This is a genomic window from Streptomyces sp. Z423-1, assembly GCF_013009255.1.
GTDB classification, from domain to species: domain Bacteria; phylum Actinomycetota; class Actinomycetes; order Streptomycetales; family Streptomycetaceae; genus Streptomyces; species Streptomyces gossypiisoli.
This window is the reverse complement of sequence record NZ_CP053109.1, coordinates 3,304,336-3,317,989: the sequence shown is the minus strand read 5'-3', so window position 1 is coordinate 3,317,989 and position 13,654 is coordinate 3,304,336. Positions and strand designations below refer to the sequence as shown.

The 13,654-nt window shown below is 70.8% G+C and carries 14 protein-coding genes and 1 pseudogene; 6 read left to right on the top strand and 9 right to left on the bottom strand.

The window, feature by feature from the left end; all coding sequences use genetic code 11:
- Positions 1-126 precede the first annotated feature (126 nt).
- The 4 genes from HJD23_RS14825 to HJD23_RS14810 form a co-directional block, all read right to left on the bottom strand.
- Positions 127-1,758 carry a phospho-sugar mutase gene (locus HJD23_RS14825; protein ID WP_171107480.1) on the bottom strand — a complete coding sequence of 544 codons (1,632 nt, stop codon included), beginning with the start codon at positions 1,756-1,758 and terminating at the stop codon, positions 127-129.
- Positions 1,759-2,205: 447 nt separating this feature from the next.
- The gene (locus HJD23_RS14820; protein ID WP_171107482.1) at positions 2,206-3,030 is read right to left on the bottom strand and encodes a purine-nucleoside phosphorylase; all 825 of its coding nucleotides are present in this window, start codon (positions 3,028-3,030) and stop codon (positions 2,206-2,208) included.
- A gap of 105 nt (positions 3,031-3,135) precedes the next feature.
- Positions 3,136-3,414 carry a hypothetical protein gene (locus HJD23_RS14815; RefSeq protein WP_171107484.1) on the bottom strand — a complete coding sequence of 93 codons (279 nt, stop codon included), beginning with the start codon at positions 3,412-3,414 and terminating at the stop codon, positions 3,136-3,138.
- 51 nt (positions 3,415-3,465) lie between these two features.
- The gene (locus tag HJD23_RS14810; protein WP_171107487.1) at positions 3,466-3,903 is read right to left on the bottom strand and encodes a gamma-glutamylcyclotransferase; all 438 of its coding nucleotides are present in this window, start codon (positions 3,901-3,903) and stop codon (positions 3,466-3,468) included.
- 106 nt (positions 3,904-4,009) lie between these two features.
- Between HJD23_RS14810 and HJD23_RS14805 the strand changes: the two genes are divergently transcribed.
- Positions 4,010-5,458: an NAD(P)H-quinone dehydrogenase gene (locus HJD23_RS14805; RefSeq protein WP_171107489.1), complete on the top strand. Its 1,449-nt coding sequence runs from the start codon at positions 4,010-4,012 to the stop codon at positions 5,456-5,458.
- A 176-nt stretch (positions 5,459-5,634) separates the two neighbouring features.
- Positions 5,635-6,609: a DeoR/GlpR family DNA-binding transcription regulator gene (locus tag HJD23_RS14800; protein WP_171107491.1), complete on the top strand. Its 975-nt coding sequence runs from the start codon at positions 5,635-5,637 to the stop codon at positions 6,607-6,609.
- A gap of 255 nt (positions 6,610-6,864) precedes the next feature.
- Here the strand turns inward: HJD23_RS14800 and HJD23_RS14795 are convergent, their stop codons facing one another.
- Positions 6,865-8,637 (bottom strand): biotin carboxylase N-terminal domain-containing protein, encoded by a 1,773-nt coding sequence (locus HJD23_RS14795; RefSeq protein ID WP_171134028.1) that lies wholly within the window; start codon positions 8,635-8,637, stop codon positions 6,865-6,867.
- Positions 8,638-8,985: 348 nt separating this feature from the next.
- Here HJD23_RS14795 and HJD23_RS14790 point away from each other — a divergent pair, with 348 nt between their 5' ends.
- Positions 8,986-9,504 (top strand): hypothetical protein, encoded by a 519-nt coding sequence (locus tag HJD23_RS14790; RefSeq protein ID WP_240980710.1) that lies wholly within the window; start codon positions 8,986-8,988, stop codon positions 9,502-9,504.
- Here the strand turns inward: HJD23_RS14790 and HJD23_RS14785 are convergent.
- Together HJD23_RS14785 and HJD23_RS44725 are read right to left on the bottom strand one after the other, a co-directional pair.
- A complete protein-coding gene (locus HJD23_RS14785; protein WP_171118383.1) occupies positions 9,473-10,093 on the bottom strand; it encodes a nucleoside triphosphate pyrophosphatase in 621 nt (206 codons plus the stop codon). The two genes, HJD23_RS14790 and HJD23_RS14785, sit on opposite strands and share 32 nt — an antisense overlap.
- A 31-nt stretch (positions 10,094-10,124) precedes the next feature.
- Positions 10,125-10,253 (bottom strand): hypothetical protein, encoded by a 129-nt coding sequence (locus HJD23_RS44725; protein WP_141310337.1) that lies wholly within the window; start codon positions 10,251-10,253, stop codon positions 10,125-10,127.
- 125 nt (positions 10,254-10,378) lie between these two features.
- On the opposite strand from HJD23_RS44725, the gene HJD23_RS14780 reads away from it, so the two are divergent.
- Both HJD23_RS14780 and HJD23_RS43795 read left to right on the top strand, forming a co-directional pair.
- A complete protein-coding gene (locus HJD23_RS14780; RefSeq protein ID WP_240981028.1) occupies positions 10,379-10,543 on the top strand; it encodes a hypothetical protein in 165 nt (54 codons plus the stop codon).
- Positions 10,544-10,715: 172 nt separating this feature from the next.
- Positions 10,716-10,841, top strand: a pseudogene (locus HJD23_RS43795) (SGNH/GDSL hydrolase family protein); the annotation flags it as partial.
- Here the strand turns inward: HJD23_RS43795 and HJD23_RS14775 are convergent.
- Together HJD23_RS14775 and HJD23_RS14770 are read right to left on the bottom strand one after the other, a co-directional pair.
- Entirely contained in the window at positions 10,826-11,035 is a 210-nt protein-coding gene (locus tag HJD23_RS14775) for an acyl-CoA carboxylase epsilon subunit (RefSeq protein WP_171118381.1), read from the bottom strand. The pseudogene HJD23_RS43795 and the gene HJD23_RS14775 sit on opposite strands and share 16 nt — an antisense overlap.
- Positions 11,036-11,044: 9 nt before the next feature.
- Positions 11,045-12,655 carry an acyl-CoA carboxylase subunit beta gene (locus tag HJD23_RS14770; protein ID WP_171118379.1) on the bottom strand — a complete coding sequence of 537 codons (1,611 nt, stop codon included), beginning with the start codon at positions 12,653-12,655 and terminating at the stop codon, positions 11,045-11,047.
- Positions 12,656-12,765: 110 nt separating this feature from the next.
- Between HJD23_RS14770 and HJD23_RS14765 the strand changes: the two genes are divergently transcribed.
- The gene (locus tag HJD23_RS14765; RefSeq protein ID WP_171118376.1) at positions 12,766-13,626 is read left to right on the top strand and encodes a biotin--[acetyl-CoA-carboxylase] ligase; all 861 of its coding nucleotides are present in this window, start codon (positions 12,766-12,768) and stop codon (positions 13,624-13,626) included.
- The last annotated feature ends 28 nt before the right edge of the window (positions 13,627-13,654 follow it).

Sequence of the window (13,654 nt, the reverse complement as noted above, 5' to 3'; positions counted from 1 at the left end):
CTCGGCTGTGGTGCGGTACCGGTCCACCGTTCACCCGGGGGTGGGGTGCGGTGGGGAGCGGGTGTGGTGTGCGGCGGGTCAACCACCCGATGGGGTGCCTCCGGCCGGGGGAGGCACCCCGGTTCGTCAGATGCCTGCCGCTTCCGACAGGTCCCGCTTGATCGCCGTCAGCAGGGTCGTGGCCTTGGCGCGGGCCGTCGGGAGGTCGGCGTGCGTTGCCACCGGGACCACCACCTCCAGGTAGCACTTCAGCTTCGGTTCCGTGCCGCTGGGGCGGACGATGACGCGGGCGCCTTCGAGGGTGTAACGCAGGCCGTCCGTGGGCGGGAGCTTGTCCGTGCCCTGGGTGAGGTCCTCGGCGTTCGTGATCGGCAGGCCCGCGAGGTGGGTGGGGGGCTGCTCGCGGAGCCTTCGCATGGCGTCGGCGATGACCGAGAGGTCCTGGACGCGGACCGAGAGCTGGTCGGTTGCGTGCAGGCCGTGTTCGACGGCCAGGTCGTCGAGCAGGTCGGGGAGGGTGCGGTTGTCCGCTTTGAGTACGGAGGCGAGTTCCGTGATCAGGAGGGCCGCCGTGATGCCGTCCTTGTCGCGTACGCCGTCCGGGTCGACGCAGTAGCCGAGGGCCTCCTCGTAGCCGTAGCGGAGGCCCTCGACGCGGGCGATCCACTTGAAGCCGGTGAGGGTCTCCTCGTGGGCCAGGCCCGCCTTCGCGGCGATGCGGCCGAGGAGGGAGGAGGAGACGATCGACTCGGCGAACGTGCCCTGTGCTCCGCGGTTGACCAGGTGGGCGGCGAGCAGGGCCCCTACCTCGTCGCCGCGCAGCATGCGCCATTCGTCGTTGTCCTTGACGGCCACGGCGCAGCGGTCGGCGTCCGGGTCGTTGGCGATGATCAGGTCCGGGTTCGTCTCGCGGGCCTTGGCGAAGGCGAGGTCCATCGCGCCGGGCTCTTCCGGGTTGGGGAAGGCGACGGTGGGGAAGTCCGGGTCGGGGTCGGCCTGCTCGGTGACGAGGGTGGGGGGCGGGAAGCCCGCGCGGGCGAAGGCGGCGAGGAGGGTTTCCTTGCCGACGCCGTGCATCGCCGTGTAGACGGTGCGGGCGGTGCGGGGGGAACCCTTGGACAGGACGGCGTCCGTGCGGGCCAGGTAGGCCTGCAGGACGGTGTCGTCGAGGGTTTCCCAGCCCTCGGTGGGGCGGAAGACGGTGGTGAGGGACGGGATCGCGGCGATCTCGGCGGCGATGTCCGTGTCGGCGGGCGGGACGATCTGGGAGCCGTCGCCGAGGTAGACCTTGTAGCCGTTGTCGCGGGGTGGGTTGTGGCTGGCGGTGACCTCTACGCCGGCGATCGCGCCGAGGTGCCTTATGGCGAAGGCCAGGACGGGAGTGGGGAGGGGGCGGGGGAGGAGCGCTGCGCGGAGGCCGGCGCCGGTCATGACGGAGGCGGTGTCGCGGGCGAAGTCTGCCGACTTGTGGCGGGCGTCGTAGCCGATGACGACGAGGCAGTCTTCGTGGCCCTGCTTCTTGAGGTACGCGGCGAGGCCGGCGGCGGCGCGGATGACGACCGAGCGGTTCATGCGCATGGGGCCGGCGCCCAGTTCACCGCGGAGGCCTGCGGTGCCGAACTGGAGCGTGCCGCTGAAGCGGGCGGTGAGTTCGGTGACGTCCTTGGTGTCGATCAGGCGGGCCAGTTCGGCGCGGGTTTCCGGGTCGGGGTCCTCGGTGAGCCATGCCTGGGCCTGTGCGAGGAGGTCGTCTTGCACGGTCGGTCAGCCTCTCGTTGTGGGTGGTGCGGGGGCGGGTGCGGGTGCCTGCGGCGGCCTGTGCGGGTGGGTGGGGGGTGCTGTAGCGCCTACGGTGCGGGTTGTGGTGGCGGGGCACTTTTGCCTGCGGCGGCCTGCTCGGCTGAGTGGGGCTTGCTGTAGCGCCTCCGGTACGGGTTGTCGTCGGGGCCGCGCCGGGGGGTGTCCGTCCTCGGAACGGCGCGACTCGGTCTCTTACCAACTCGCCCGTCTTGACGCGCCAACCGCTGCGGGCGGACACCCCCCGACACGGCCCCTTCCCGCCGTGCGCGAGTGCGGCGCCGTGGGCCCGACCGTAGTCCGACACGGTGGCCGAGGGCGGGACCGTCGCCCGCGTGGCTGCCCAGCCAGCTGCACCCGTTGTGGCGGGTTGCGTAAGTTCCGGGGGCAGCCGCTACGCCGGGTGGGTTACAGCCGTCCCAGGACCCGGGCCAAGAGGGAGCCCATCCGCGTCGCCGAGTCGCGGCCTGCCTGGAGGACCTCCTCGTGGTTCAGCGGCTCTCCGGTCATGCCGGCGGCGAGGTTGGTGACGAGGGAGATGCCCAGGACCTCCGCGCCCGCCTCGCGTGCGGCGATCGCCTCCAGGACCGTCGACATGCCCACCAGGTCCGCGCCGATCACGCGGGCCATGCGGATCTCGGCCGGCGTCTCGTAGTGCGGGCCGGGGAACTGGGCGTAGACGCCCTCCTCCAGGGTGGGGTCGATCTCCTTGCACAGGGCGCGCAGGCGGGGGGAGTAGAGGTCGGTGAGGTCGACGAAGTTGGCGCCGACGATGGGGGAGGTCGCCGTGAGGTTGATGTGGTCGCTGATCAGGACCGGCTGGCCGGGACGCATGCCCTCGCGCAGGCCGCCGCAGCCGTTGGTGAGGATGATGGTCTTGCTGCCGGCCGCTACGGCGGTGCGCACGCCGTGGGCTACGGCTGCCACTCCTCGGCCCTCGTAGTAGTGGGTGCGGCCGAGGAAGACCAGGGCGCGCTTGTCGCCGATCCGGTACGTGCGGATCTTGCCGCCGTGCCCTTCGACCGCCGGCGGCGGGAAGCCGGGGAGCTCGGTGACCTGGAACTCGGCGTCGGGGGCGCCCAGCGCGTCCACGGCCGGTGCCCAGCCGGAGCCCATCACGAGAGCGACGTCGTGGGACTCGGCGCCGGTGAGTTCGCGCAGGCGGGCGGCGGCGGCGTCGGCGGCGGCGTAGGGGTCGCCCTGGATGTCGTCCGGAAGAAGAGATGCGTTCACGCGGATGAGGGTAGCCGGTTTGGTCCTACGCGCGTAGATGACGGAGGTCACGGGAGTGCGATCGTTGTCTTGTCGTTTCCGACGAAACGATCGCGGTGGAGGGCGTTACTCGTCCGGGATGAGGACGTCCTTGTCGTTGAAGACCTCGACGATGAAGATCAGCAGTCGGCCACGGCTGACCGTGTACTCCACCAGGATGTTCTGCGTCAGCCGGATCGTACGGTCGTCACCGGTGGAGCTTATGGGGCGCGACACCGACAGGAAGGGGTCGCGGGCCAGCATGGCGATGCCCTTGTCGAACGCGGTGCGCTGCCGGTCGTCGAGCCGGTCACGGGCCTCGGCGGCCTGCACCGTGAAGAAGACGTCGTACGTGGTGGGGGCCATGCGATCTCCCGTTCGGGGCGACGGTCTGCCAAGTCTAGGAGCCGGTCTGTGTCAGCAGGGCCGCTTTCGTAGCTCCATCACGTAATCGTGCGGCGCGCCGGCCGATTCTGCCGCGTCGGCGATCTCGCCCAGGTAGCGGGCCGACGGGAGGCCGCCCTCGTAGCCGTTCAGGACGTACACCCAGGCCGGTTCCTCGCCGTCGAGGGTGTGGACGCGGACGCGGAGGCGGCGATAGACGTCGAGGCCGGCGCCGACCCATCGGTCGAGTGACTCCTCGTCCATGGGTGCGATGTCGTAGAGCGCGACGAAGACCTGGGACATCGGGTCCTCGACGAGCGTCGCGAGCGCGCCCTCCCAGCCCATGTGCTCGCCGCCGAACGTCAGCCGCCAGCCGTTCAGCCACCCCGTGGCTCGCATCGGCGAGTGCGGGGCGCGGCGGGACATCAGCCGCGCGTCGAGATTGCCGGCGTAGGCGGCGTAGAGCGACATGGATCGAGGGTACGGCAGTCGGCTCGCCTGCCACTTTCGTGTCACGGGTACCTGTGGTAGCTCGGGCGAGCCCCCCGGGCGGTCGCACATTGATGGGTGCGGGACAATGGGGTACGTGACTCGGATCGTGATCATCGGTGGCGGACCCGGCGGATACGAAGCGGCGCTGGTGGCCGCCCAACTCGGTGCGGAGGTGACCGTCGTCGATTGCGACGGTCTGGGCGGAGCGTCGGTGCTGACCGACTGCGTGCCGTCGAAGACGCTGATCGCCACGGCCGAGGTGATGACCAACTTCGACTCCTCCTACGAGGAGCTCGGCATCATCGTCGCGGACGACACGCCGCCGGACGAGATGGCCGCCCGGATCATCGGGGTGGACCTGGGGAAGGTCAACCGCCGGGTGAAGCGGCTCGCGCTCGCCCAGTCGCACGACATCACCGCGGCGGTGACGCGGGCCGGCGCGCGGGTGATGCGCGGGCGTGGGCGGCTGGAGGGCATGCAGGCCCTCGACGGGTCACGGAAGGTCGTGGTGCGGGCCGCGGACGGGAGCGAGGAGACGCTCACCGCCGACGCCGTGCTCATCGCCACCGGTGGGCATCCTCGGGAGCTGCCCGACGCCAAGCCCGACGGTGAGCGGATTCTGAACTGGACCCAGGTGTACGACCTCGACGAGCTCCCCGAGGAGCTGATCGTGGTCGGGTCGGGTGTGACCGGTGCCGAGTTCGCGGGTGCCTATCAGGCGCTCGGGTCCAAGGTCACGCTGGTGTCGTCCCGGGACCGGGTGCTGCCGGGTGAGGACCCGGATGCCGCGGCTGTCCTGGAGGACGTGTTCCGGCGGCGCGGCATGAACGTCATGGCGCGGTCGCGGGCCGCCTCCGCCAAGCGGGTCGGGGACCGGGTCGAGGTCACCCTCTCCGACGGGCGGGTCATCACCGGGTCGCACTGCCTGATGGCCGTCGGCGCCATCCCGAACACCGAGGGCATGGGGCTGGAGGAGGCCGGGGTCCGGCTGAAGGACTCCGGGCACATCTGGACCGACAAGGTCTCGCGCACGAGCGCTCCCGGCGTGTACGCCGCCGGTGACGTCACCGGCATCTTCGCGCTCGCGTCGGTGGCGGCCATGCAGGGCCGTATCGCCATGTACCACTTCCTCGGCGACGCGGTGGCCCCGCTGAACCTGAAGACCGTCTCCTCCAACGTCTTCACCGATCCGGAGATCGCCACCGTCGGCTACTCCCAGGCCGACGTCGACGGCGGGGTCATCGACGCCCGGGTGGTGAAGCTGCCGCTGCTGCGCAACCCGCGCGCGAAGATGCAGGGCATCCGGGACGGCTTCGTCAAGATCTTCTGCCGTCCGGGTACGGGGATCGTGGTGGGCGGTGTGGTGGTGTCGCCGCGCGCGTCCGAGCTCATCCATCCGATCTCGATCGCCGTCGACAACAATCTGACGGTCGAACAGATCGCGAACGCGTTCACCGTTTATCCCTCCCTTTCGGGGTCGATCGCGGAGGTGGCCCGGCAGCTCCACACCCGGAAGGCGACCGCCGAGGCCTGACCGTTCCGGCGACGGAAAGCGATTCCTCGCTGGTCACGGGGAGTTGCCGACCATGCGTTCGGCATAAGCGGCGGGAGTAGGCTCCTATACCACTTCCCGCTGTTGTGTGCGAACAACTTCTGTTATTCGGCGCAAACTGCTGAAAGCAGACGGTCGTTGGGGTTACTGTCAGTTTCGTGTTCGCTGCAGAACGTCGCCAGTTGATCCTCGAAATGGTGCGAGCGAACGGGGCCGTGTCGCTCCGTGAGCTCGCCCGCGTCGTCCAGACCTCCGAAGTGACCGTACGGCGGGACGTGCGCGCACTGGAGGCAGAAGGACTCCTCGACCGCCGGCACGGCGGTGCGGTATTGCCGGGCGGATTCACGCGGGAATCCGGCTTTCCGCAAAAGTCACATCTCGCGACCGCCGAGAAGACCGCCATCGCCGACCTCGCCGCGAACTTCGTGGAGGAGGGCGAGGCCATCGTGGTCGGGGCCGGTACGACCACCCAGGAGCTGGCCCGCCGGCTCGCCCGGGTCCCCGGCCTGACCGTCGTCACCAATTCCCTCCTCGTGGCGCAGGCCCTGGCCCACGCCAACCGGGTGGAGGTCGTGATGACCGGCGGCACGCTCCGCGGTTCCAACTACGCCCTCGTGGGATCGGGAGCGGAACAGTCCCTCCAGGGCCTGCGGGTGTCCCGGGCCTTCCTCTCCGGAAGCGGCCTGACCGCCGAACGCGGTCTGTCCACGTCCAACATGCTCTCGGCATCCGTCGACCGGGCCCTCGTCCAGGCCGCCGCGGAGGTCGTGGTCCTCGCGGACCACACCAAGCTCGGCACGGACACGATGTTCCAGACCGTCCCGACCGATGTGATCACCCGCCTCGTGACGGACGAGCCGCCGGCCCACGACGACCGTGCCGCCACCGAACTGCAGGCGCTGGCCGACCAGGGCGTGCAGATCGCCGTGGCCGGGACGGGAGCCTCGGGAAACGCCGGGAACGCGGGCGGTGAGGGGGCTCCGACGCGCCAGCAGCGCCGGGACGTGGCCCTCCCGGGCCCCCGGCGCGGCCAGGTTCCGGGGCCCGGATCGCCGCTGCGTACGGCGGCCGTCCTCGGCGAGCAGGCACCGGGCGGCGAGCGGGCCAGGGTGGCCGATCTGCGGCGCCGTTAGGCTGCGCGCGCCGGTGGGTCCGGGCGCCTGTTCGCCGTAGGGGTTGGGGTGTGAGTGCGAGTGCGGATTGTTCGCGGTTGCTCGCGCAGTTCCCCGCGCCCCTTTGGGTGGGCACCGGAACGTGTGTCGCAGGTATGCCGTCAGTCTCTGTAGGGGCTGGGATGTGTGCGCGAGTGCCGGTCGTCTGTGGTTGCTCGCGCAGTTCCCCGCGCCCCTTTGGGTGGGCGCGGGGAACGTACGTCGCACGATCTGCCGTCAGTCCTTGATCTCGCAGATCACCGCGCCCGACGTGATCGACGCGCCGACCTCCGCGCTCAGGCCCTTGATGGTGCCGGTCTTGTGGGCGTTGAGGGGCTGCTCCATCTTCATCGCCTCCAGGACGACGACCAGGTCGCCCTCCTTGACGGCCTGACCCTCCTCCACGGCGATCTTGACGATGGTGCCCTGCATCGGCGAGGCGAGGGTGTCGCCGGACGCGACCGGGCCGGACTTCTTCGCGGCGCGGCGCTTCGGCTTGGCGCCGGCGGCGAGGCCGGTGCGGGCCAGGGACATGCCGAGGGAGGACGGGAGGGAGACCTCCAGGCGCTTGCCGCCGACCTCGACGACGACCGTCTCGCGGCCCGGCTCCTCCTCCGCCTCCAGATCGGTGGGGGCGGTGAAGGGCTTGATCTCGTTGACGAACTCGGTCTCGATCCAGCGGGTGTGGACCGTGAACGGGTCGGTGGAGCCGGTGAGCTCGGGCGCGAACGCCGGGTCCCTGACGACCGCCCGGTGGAACGGGATGGCCGTCGCCATGCCCTCGACCTGGAACTCCTCCAGCGCCCGCGCGGCCCGCTGCAGGGCCTCCTTGCGGGTGCGGCCGCTGACGATCAGCTTGGCGAGCAGCGAGTCCCAGGCGGGGCCGATCACGCTGCCGGACTCCACGCCCGCGTCCAGCCGGACGCCCGGCCCGGACGGCGGGGCGAACGTGGTGACGGTGCCGGGGGCCGGGAGGAAGTTACGGCCCGGGTCCTCGCCGTTGATGCGGAACTCGAACGAGTGACCGCGCAGCGGCGGGTCGTCGTAGCCCAGCTCCTCGCCGTCGGCGATGCGGAACATCTCGCGGACGAGGTCGATCCCGGCGACCTCCTCGGTGACCGGGTGCTCCACCTGGAGGCGGGTGTTGACCTCCAGGAAGGAGATCGTGCCGTCGAGGCCGACCAGGAACTCGACGGTACCGGCGCCGACGTATCCGGCCTCCTTCAGGATGGCCTTCGACGCCCGGTACAGCTCGGCGACCTGGGCCTCCGACAGGAACGGCGCCGGGGCCTCCTCGACCAGCTTCTGGTGGCGGCGCTGGAGCGAGCAGTCACGGGTGGAGACGACGACGACGTTGCCGTGCTGGTCGGCCAGGCACTGGGTCTCGACGTGCCGGGGCTTGTCCAGGTACCGCTCGACGAAGCACTCACCCCGGCCGAACGCGGCGACGGCCTCGCGGACCGCCGAGTCGTACAGCTCGGGTACCTCTTCGAGGGTCCGGGCGACCTTCAGGCCACGGCCACCGCCGCCGAACGCGGCCTTGATGGCGATCGGCAGCCCGTGCTCCTGAGCGAAGGCGACGACCTCCTCGGCGCCGCTCACCGGATCGGGCGTACCGGCGACGAGCGGGGCGCCCGCGCGCTGGGCGATGTGCCGGGCCGCCACCTTGTCACCCAGGTCGCGGATGGCCTGCGGCGGCGGGCCGATCCAGATCAGCCCGGCGTCCAGGACCGCCTGGGCGAACTCGGCGTTCTCCGACAGGAAGCCGTAACCCGGATGGATGGCGTCCGCCCCGGACTCGCGGGCGGCCTTCAGGACCTTCTCGATGTCGAGGTAGCTGGTGGCGGGGGTGTCACCACCCAGGGCGAACGCCTCATCCGCGGCGCGGACATGCAGAGCGTCCCGGTCCGGGTCGGCGTAGACGGCCACGCTCGCGATCCCGGCGTCCCGGCAGGCCCGGGCTACGCGGACAGCGATTTCGCCACGGTTGGCGATGAGCACCTTGCGCACGATTGAGGCTCCCTCCTTGAAACAAGCCGAGTTTAGGGACTGCCGACACGGCACTTCGACCCGTCCCCAATGGTGAGCTTGCCCACACGGAGCGTGATGCGAGGCTCGCTCGACCCACGAAATCCCTTGTCGCGGCGCGGTACGCAGGACTCCTCCGGAAAACCCTAGCCGTCCTGTGTGGTCAAGGTCTCTGTGAGAGCGTGCTGCGGCCCACTCCGATTCTTTGTCGAGTCCCTACGAATGGCCCAATGATTCTTTGCTCGCGGCCGAACCCTTGTCCCGCGGTTTACCCGTTAGTAGCGTTCGCGATGTATTCGAACGTACTCGGGGTAACGGCACCCTGTGGCGGTGCGGCGGTTCGAAAGTGGGTGGGGACCGGTGGTGCGCAGGCCGGTGGCGTGGATCGTGGCGCTGGTGCTCTTCGCCGAGGCGTTCGGCATCGCGGCACTGCAGTGGTTCATGGGGGTGGTGGTCGACAACCAGGACATGTCCCTGGCGGGCCTCGACCCGGACGTGATGTCCCTGTCCTCGAAGATCGGCGGCGTGGCCTTCGGGCTCTACTTCGCCCTGTGCGGGCTGATCGCCCTCCTGGTCGCCGTGCGCGACCGCACCCCGGCCGGCCTCGGCCGCGTTCTGCTGATCAGTGCGGCCGTGGTGCACGGCGTGCTGGGCGCCGTCACCTGGGGGCTGGTGGGCCGGTACGCGTTCCTGTTCATGATGGTGGTGATGGGCCTCGTCGTACTGCTCCTGATGACGTACGACGGTCAGCAGCGGCCCGCGTCCGGGAAGCCCCAGGACGGCACGGACGGCGACGCCCCGGTCACCGACGGCCCGGTCAGCCCTCCGCCGGCGCCCACAGCTCCGTGATGCCCACGCCCAGCTCGGCCAGCAGCCGCCGTACCAGGGGCAGGCTGATGCCGATCACATTGCCGTGGTCGCCGTCGATGCCGTCGATGAACGGCGCCGAGCGGCCGTCCAGGGTGAAGGCCCCGGCGACGTAGAGGGGCTCGCCGGAGGCGACGTACGCGGCGATCTCCTCGTCGGTGGGGTCACCGAAATGGACCACCGTGGAGGCGGTCGCGGACGCGTACCGCCCGCTCAGCGTGTCGTAGACGCAGTGGCCCGTCTGGAGCGTCCCGGCGCGGCCGCGCATCGCCTTCCAGCGCGCGGTGGCCTCCTCGGCGTCGGCCGGCTTGCCGAGCGCCTCGCCGTCCAGGTCGAGCACCGAGTCGCAGCCGATCACCAGGGCGCCCTTGACGTCGGGCCGGGCGGCCACGACGGAGGCCTTCGCCTCGGCGAGGGCGAGCGCCAGCTCGGCGGGCGTGGGTGCGGTCACGGCGTCCTCGTCGACGCCGCTCACGACCACCTCGGGGTCGAGCCCGGCCTGCCGCAGCAGCCCGAGCCGGGCGGGGGACTGGGAGGCGAGCACGAGGCGGCGGCGCGGCTGATCAGTCATGCGGCCAGAGTATCGGCGTACTCCGAACGGCTCATCCCAGCCCGAGCACGATCATCGTGAGCACCACGGCCAGCGCCATGAGAACGCCCAGCCGCCGCAACATCTCCTGCGCGTCGCGCAGTTCCTTCGGCGGCTCGTTCTCCGGGTCGGACCACAGCATGCCTTCGATCGTCAGTCGGCGGCGCCGGGCGGCGCCTGAGTACGCGTACTCAAGTTTTGAATAAACGGGTCCTGGGTTCCATTAACCGAAGGGAGGGCTTCTGGCGTCAGTCGCTGCGTCAGGTCATGCGGCTGACGGCGGGCGGCGACCGGCTGCGCGTGCGGCTGTCGAACACGTACGGCACCTCACCCGTGCGGCTGGCGGGCGCCACGGTGGGGCGCGGGCAGCTGCTGAGCGAAGTCGTGGACCTCGCGGTGGGCGCGCTCGCGTCGGTCGGTAGCTGGTGGTGAAGGCCCGGGCGTGGAAGGTTGCGGGGTCGGCGACCGCGTCCAAGTGCAGCGTCACGGTGGTACTTCGTGACCGCCGTCGAGGTGGACGCCGGGCGCACCGACGGGATCGCTCTCTTCGGCGACTCGCTCACCGACGGCTTCGGCTCCACTCCCGGCACCGACCGCCACATCGGCCGATCCGGCGGACCCGGACCGGCCGCACCCGGCGTACGACTTCGGCGATCACCTGCACGCGGACGACGCGGGCTACGAGGTGATGGCCGAAGCCGTCGCGGACGTGCTTCAGGCCGGCCAGTAGGTACGCGCCCACGCCGTCGGCCCCGGCTGGGGCACACGCCGGCCGGCGAGGCGGGCCGGGTCGGACCAGGAGTCCCGCGGGCCGGGTGCGCCGGGCGGCACGGCCGATGCCGCCGCGGCGCGGGCCCGGACCACCGCCAGGGCGGCGGCCAGCTCCTCGGGGGTCGGGTTGCCCCGTACGACTCTGATCGTCACAGCGGCTCCTTACAGGGGGATGTTGCCGTGCTTCTTCGGGGGCAGGGATTCCCGCTTGGTGCGCAGCTGACGCAGGCCGCGCACGATGTGGCGGCGGGTGTCCGACGGCATGATCACCGCGTCGACGTAGCCGCGCTCGGCCGCGATGTAGGGGTTGAGGAGATGGTCCTCGTACTCCTGGATGAGCCGCGCCCGGGTCGCCTCTCCTTCTCCTGTGTCCTCCGCCTCGGCGATGGTGCGGCGGTGCAGGATGTTCACGGCGCCCTGGGCGCCCATCACGGCGATCTGCGCGGTCGGCCAGGCCAGGTTGAGGTCGGCGCCCAGGTGCTTGGAGCCCATGACGTCGTAGGCGCCGCCGAAGGCCTTGCGGGTGATGACGGTGATGAGCGGGACGGTGGCCTCGGCGTACGCGTAGATCAGCTTGGCGCCGCGCCGGATGATGCCGTCGTGCTCCTGGTCGACGCCGGGCAGGAAGCCGGGGACGTCGACGAAGGTGATCACCGGGACGTTGAACGCGTCGCACGTCCGGACGAACCGCGCCGCCTTCTCGCTGGCGGCGATGTCCAGGCAGCCCGCGAACTGCATCGGCTGGTTGGCGACCAGGCCGACCGGGCGGCCCTCCACGCGCCCGAAGCCGGTGATGATGTTCGGCGCGAACAGCGGCTGCGTCTCGAAGAACTCGGCGTCGTCCAGGACGTGTTCGATCACCGTGCGCATGTCGTAGGGCTGGTTCGCGCTGTCCGGGACCAGCGTGTCCAGCTCACGGTCCTCGTCGCTGAGGGCGAGGTCCGCCTCCTCCGGGAACGCCGGGGGCTCGCTGAGGTTGTTGGACGGCAGGTACGACAGCAGCTGCTTGACGTACTCGATGGCGTCCTTCTCGTCCCCGGCCATGTGGTGGGCCACGCCGGAGGCGGAGTTGTGGGTGCGGGCGCCGCCCAGCTCCTCGAAGCCGACGTCCTCACCGGTGACGGTCTTGATGACGTCCGGACCGGTGATGAACATGTGCGACGTCTGGTCGACCATGATCGTGAAGTCGGTGATGGCCGGGGAGTAGACCGCACCGCCCGCGCAGGGGCCCACGACGAGGGAGATCTGCGGGATGACACCGCTGGCGTGGGTGTTGCGGCGGAAGATCTCGCCGTACGCCCCGAGGGAGGCCACCCCCTCCTGGATGCGGGCGCCGCCGGAGTCGTTGATGCCGATGACGGGGCAGCCGGTCTTCAGCGCGAAGTCCATCACCTTGACGATCTTCTGCCCGTAGACCTCGCCGAGCGCACCGCCGAACACGGTGAAGTCCTGCGAGAAGACGGCGACGGGACGGCCGTCGACGGTGCCGTAGCCGGTCACCACACCGTCTCCGTAGGGGCGGTTCTGCTCCAGGCCGAAGTTGGTGGAGCGGTGCCGGGCGAACTCGTCCAACTCCACGAAGGAGCCCTCGTCGAGCAGCAGCGTGATCCGCTCACGGGCCGTCAGCTTGCCCTTCGCGTGCTGCTTCTCGACCGCGCGAGCGGAGCCGGCGTGCGTCGCTTCCTCGATGCGGCGCTGGAGATCCGCGAGCTTGCCCGCGGTAGTGTGGATGTCGATCTCGTGACGCTCTTGACGCTCTTCCGGCTCGGACATCGGGATGCGGCTCCCTGCCTGCTCAAAAGGGGGGACGGTTACTCATCCGTAGCGTAGTGGGGGGCCTACCGATCAGCAGTGCGGCGTTTACCACACCTAGGGTGGCTTGCATGACGCCCCGAGATGCATCAGAGCCGAACAACCGCTGGACCGATCTGGAGCGGCCGCCCCTGAACGCCGCGGCGCTGCGCAAGGCGCTCGTGCGGGCAGGCGGGCTGTGGTCCGAGGTGCACGTGGTGCAGCGCACCGGTTCCACCAACTCCGACCTGGTGGCCCGGGCCGCCAAGGGCCTGGCCGAGGGGGCGGTGCTGGTCGCGGAGGAGCAGACCGCCGGGCGCGGCCGGCTGGACCGCGAGTGGACCGCTCCGCCGCGCTCCGGCCTGTTCTTCTCCGTCCTGCTGCGCCCCACGGAGGTGCCGGTGACCCACTGGGGCTGGTTGCCGCTGCTCACCGGCGTCGCCGTGGCGACGGGCCTGTCCCGGGCGGCGGGCGTCGATACGGCACTCAAGTGGCCCAACGACCTGCTGGTGACCGTCGGCGGCGAGGAACGCAAGGCCGGCGGCATCCTGGCCGAGCGGGCGGCGGACGACGGCGTGGTGATCGGCGTCGGCATCAACGTCACGCTCCGCGAGAACGAACTGCCGGTGCCCACGGCGGGCTCGCTGGTGCTGGCCGGGGCCGTGAACACGGACCGGGACCCGCTGCTGAGGGCCGTACTGCGGTCGCTGGAGGAGTGGTACCGGCGGTGGCGGACGGCCGGCGGTGACGCGGCGTCCAGTGGCTTGCAGGAGACGTATGCCGCCGGGTGCGCGACGCTGGGGAGGGTGGTGCGGGCCGAACTGCCCGGAGACCGGACGATCATCGGAGAGGCGGTCGCGGTGGACGGGGACGGGCGGCTGGTGCTGGCGACGGAGAAGGGCGTGCAGGAGCCGGTCGGCGCCGGCGACATCGTGCACTTGAGGGGCGTTTAGCCGCGATGCAGGCAGGAGTGACCTGGGG

Coding starts and splice junctions, on each gene's coding strand:
- HJD23_RS14815 (WP_171107484.1), bottom strand. CDS start 3,414: ATGGCCCCCACCACGTACGACGTCTTCTTCACGGTGCAGGCCGCCGAG.
- HJD23_RS14810 (WP_171107487.1), bottom strand. CDS start 3,903: ATGTCGCTCTACGCCGCCTACGCCGGCAATCTCGACGCGCGGCTGATG.
- HJD23_RS14805 (WP_171107489.1), top strand. CDS start 4,010: ATGGGGTACGTGACTCGGATCGTGATCATCGGTGGCGGACCCGGCGGA.
- HJD23_RS14785 (WP_171118383.1), bottom strand. CDS start 10,093: ATGACTGATCAGCCGCGCCGCCGCCTCGTGCTCGCCTCCCAGTCCCCC.
- HJD23_RS44725 (WP_141310337.1), bottom strand. CDS start 10,253: ATGCTGTGGTCCGACCCGGAGAACGAGCCGCCGAAGGAACTGCGCGAC.
- HJD23_RS14780 (WP_240981028.1), top strand. CDS start 10,379: ATGCGGCTGACGGCGGGCGGCGACCGGCTGCGCGTGCGGCTGTCGAAC.
- HJD23_RS14770 (WP_171118379.1), bottom strand. CDS start 12,655: ATGTCCGAGCCGGAAGAGCGTCAAGAGCGTCACGAGATCGACATCCAC.
- HJD23_RS14765 (WP_171118376.1), top strand. CDS start 12,766: ATGACGCCCCGAGATGCATCAGAGCCGAACAACCGCTGGACCGATCTG.